The following is a 3,657-nucleotide window of genomic DNA, read 5'->3' on the forward strand; positions in this document are numbered from 1 at the left end:
TTTTATTCTTAAAGTTAACTTTATCCACACTTATCAACAAGTTACCAGTCTCCCCCCAGACCCCCCTCAATGTTGATAACTATAACCATATATCTTAGAAAATTACTATTTTGTAAATCTAAAGGACGTAGGAAGGGTCTCCAAATTTTAAGAAAGCCTTTAGTCTGACAAGTCGCTGCCTGTCATTTTCTTTTCTGAAAATTTTCAAAATATTGGAGAATCGGAATGATGTTGTAATCCTACACTTTAAGTTAGTATAAATGATTAATTCATTCACCTTCAATAAGAAATCTGAAGTTTAAAGAATAAATATCCCTAAAACAACTGATATTCCGGCTGTAGCAAAAATGATCAGAATTGGTTTCCATGCAAATTTGATCCATTCTTTATAAGATATCCCAGCGGCAACAAGGATTGCCATCAATCCACCATTACTTGGAGTGACCATATCCATAATCCCCGCACCATATTGATAGGCCAAGACAACCACTTGCCTTGACATCCCTATCAGATCTGAAATTGGGGTAAGCAAAGGCATGGTCAAAACCGCCTGTCCTGATGTACTGGGAACAGGAATATGCAATAAAGCCTGTGCAATCATCATCCCAAAAGCTGACAGCCCTAAAGGAAGACCTTCCAATGGATTGAAGAGGGCATAAATAATGGTATCAATGATCTGCCCTTCCTGCAAGACCAAATAGATACTTCTTGCCAACCCAACGATGATCCCTGCAAAAATCAATTCTGCAAATCCCTCCGCATAAGCTTTGGCGGTTCCGTTGATTCCCAGTTTTCCAATGATCCCCGCAGCAAGCCCCAAAGCAAAAAATATCGCTGACATTTCATTGTAGTCCCATTCCCAATTACTTAATCCATAAATCATCACAGCAAAGGTAATTGCAACCAAAACAAGGATAAGGCTATGGGAAATAGATAGTTTCCCGGGAATTTCGCGCTGTTCTGAAGTGTCAAAGGAAGTATCCTTTCCATACCTGATCATATAAAATATCCAAAAGCTCAAGGCAATTATAAAAAAGACCATTCGATACATGCCACCGGAAAATACAGGTACCTCTGCTATCTTCTGAGCTATAATTACTGAAAATGGATTGGTAGGTCCAAAGGATCCACCGATGATCGCGGAACCCAGACAAATACCTACTATAGCTATTTTAGTGTATCCGATTTTACGGCTGAGGACCAGCAGCAACGGAACCATGGCTATGATTTCTTCCTGCAATCCATTTAATGTTCCTGCTGTGGCAAACAGCATCCCGACCACTGCCAGTAAAAAGGTTTTTCCGTTTTTAAACCGATGAATCAAGGTTTCCAAACCTGATTTAAATGCCCCTGTTTTGTCAACTACATAAAATGCCCCTCCTATGATCAAAATCAAAACCACCACTTCAGCGCCTTCAATAATTCCCTCAGGGACACTGAGAAACATTTCCCCTATACCCACCGGTTGATTTTCCAAAGTTTTGTAACTGCCTTGTAACACCACTTCCCTTCCAGTCCTTTCATCAATAACCCTGTCATAAGAACCCGCAGGAATCAGATAAGTGAGTATAGTTGCAAACACCACAAATGCCAACATAATGATCATAGGGTGGGGGAAGGAAAGTTTCATAGTTGGGGGCTTATTTGGAAAGTAAAAATATCGGAATTTTTGGTTTTGGGTCTGTTGGGGAATAAATTAAGATTAAAAATTGGTTAGTTGGGGATTTAAAAATTCATCATTCGAAATTCAATTCGAGTATTTTTGTACCCAATGGCCTCATTCATGTATCCAAAACCTATTCTTCTGACATTTCATGTTTTTGGTTTTCGTTTACCCCTACCCAAAACCCTACTCCAAAAATCACATTTGTAGTGATGTTGATGGAATTTTGGATCCACCAAACTTTTAATCCTGCTTCAGTATTGATCAAAGCCATAATAAAAAAGGTACAGAAATTATAAAAGAAAACTCCTAATATGATCCAAAATATAATTGGAAAGCCTTTGCTCTTTTTGGCCTCGACTAATTCCAAGAGCAGAAAACCTGAAAGAAAAGCGACAATTACACCAACGATAGTCCTGAAAAAACCAATATATTCTGTGGATAGGGTTGATATAATCCACATTAGCCCAAATAAGGGGAAAAGAAAATTGCAAATCTTACGAATGGTTTTTTGATTTGTGATATACCGAACCAACCACACAAAAAACATGGATTCCACCAATTCATAGATGTACCGATTTACCCAACTTGCATCAGGATTTTGAATCTTGTAAAACAGCCATCCTCCTAAATCCACCAAAAAACCAAAAACCAAATATAAAAGAAACCATCTTGCCCATGTTGGCATCCTTTTTCGGAAAAAAAATCCAAAAATTATTGGAAACAAAACCGAAAAGGTGGATACAATTCTTAAAATATATTCTTGATTGGTCAGCATCTTTATGTTTGAAAAAGGTACACAAAAATGAAGGGCCAAAAAAACATTCCGTAAATATTTTAAATCTCAGGTGTTTGGTGGTGGTGGCCATGAAGCCTGAAGTATGGTAGGCGATTCAATTAAAGGTTCATTTAATGCCACCGGTTTTCCCTGAACATCCAATCCCATCAGAATAACACGAATCCTGTTAGACTTGTAATATTTTAATTCAGATTGATCATATCCAAAAAAATATGCTACATCTTTCACATCCTTATTGGCAAGTAGTTCATTAAATTCATTCGAGACTATCCCCCTGTTTTCAAAAAAACTGCAATAGTAACGGTTATAATTCCAACCTATTAAATCCTTTTCTATTTTGGACCGAAATTCAATCACTTTGCTTTTTGGGATTATAAGATCATTGCTATGTGGGACATTTAGGTTGTTTTCCAGATAATTCATGATAAGATTTTCGGAAATTACTCCCTTGGGAAATTTGAGGTGGCGGGTACTGTAAACCAATTCTGGGTTTTTTGGTTGGGTTGGTACCATTGCAATATCATACACCCCATCCTCAAAGGCCAAAAATAACTTTGGAAAGCCATTGCCGGAATCTTGATTCCTACAAAACCATGACATGCTGCCAAAAAAGTCTATGGCCGGTTTTCTTTGCTTTAAACTGTCTTTATCCAATATCGCTCCAATGGCTACATCTGTTCCTAGTTGATGAAGTTTGGGCTGTAACAAAAAGGAATAAATCAACTGCACAGCTTTTGCCAGACTGATTTTGTGGGATGGTTCAAGGATATTGGATTGATTTTTCATGTGAAGTTTAATTATGTTTTAAAATGTATATAACTTAATTATATTTTAATCACCAATGACTCCGTTTTGTGTTTCTCAGTGATTGCCTTATATGTTATTCAACTCCAGTCTTAAAACTCATCTGACTGTGAGAATTGCGTCTTTGCTATAACCAAACCCCTCCCCAATCTTTTGACCCTTTACCGATTCTTTTGGTAAAATGCATTTCAGATGGTCCGGGAGAAGATATACTCACGGTATAATTTCCCTCTGACCAGGATTCAACAAACCATTGTAATATGTGACCATCATTATCTAAAACCACCTCCAGAGGATAAATATCTTTTTCCAGTTTTTCTCCGTCCAAAAAAAGCCTGATCTTCCCATGTTTTACAAAAGCACTGACCACAAGTTTTTTCATCTTAAAATT

At 37.4% G+C, this 3,657-nt stretch carries 4 protein-coding genes; all 4 read right to left on the bottom strand.

Annotation, left to right across the window (positions count from 1 at the left end; translation table 11 throughout):
• Positions 1–298 precede the first annotated feature (298 nt).
• On the bottom strand, positions 299–1,630 hold the full coding sequence (locus ACEW8O_RS26885) for a YfcC family protein (RefSeq protein WP_373497717.1): 1,332 nt from the start codon (positions 1,628–1,630) through the stop codon (positions 299–301).
• 166 nt (positions 1,631–1,796) lie between these two features.
• Positions 1,797–2,441 (bottom strand): hypothetical protein, encoded by a 645-nt coding sequence (locus ACEW8O_RS26890; protein ID WP_373497718.1) that lies wholly within the window; start codon positions 2,439–2,441, stop codon positions 1,797–1,799.
• A 66-nt stretch (positions 2,442–2,507) separates the two neighbouring features.
• Positions 2,508–3,248: a hypothetical protein gene (locus tag ACEW8O_RS26895; protein ID WP_373497719.1), complete on the bottom strand. Its 741-nt coding sequence runs from the start codon at positions 3,246–3,248 to the stop codon at positions 2,508–2,510.
• A 145-nt stretch (positions 3,249–3,393) separates the two neighbouring features.
• On the bottom strand, positions 3,394–3,657 hold a 264-nt coding region (locus tag ACEW8O_RS26900), incomplete at its 5' end, for a hypothetical protein (protein ID WP_373497720.1).

It is taken from the genome of Aquiflexum sp., from assembly GCF_041749095.1.
Classification (GTDB): domain Bacteria; phylum Bacteroidota; class Bacteroidia; order Cytophagales; family Cyclobacteriaceae; genus Aquiflexum.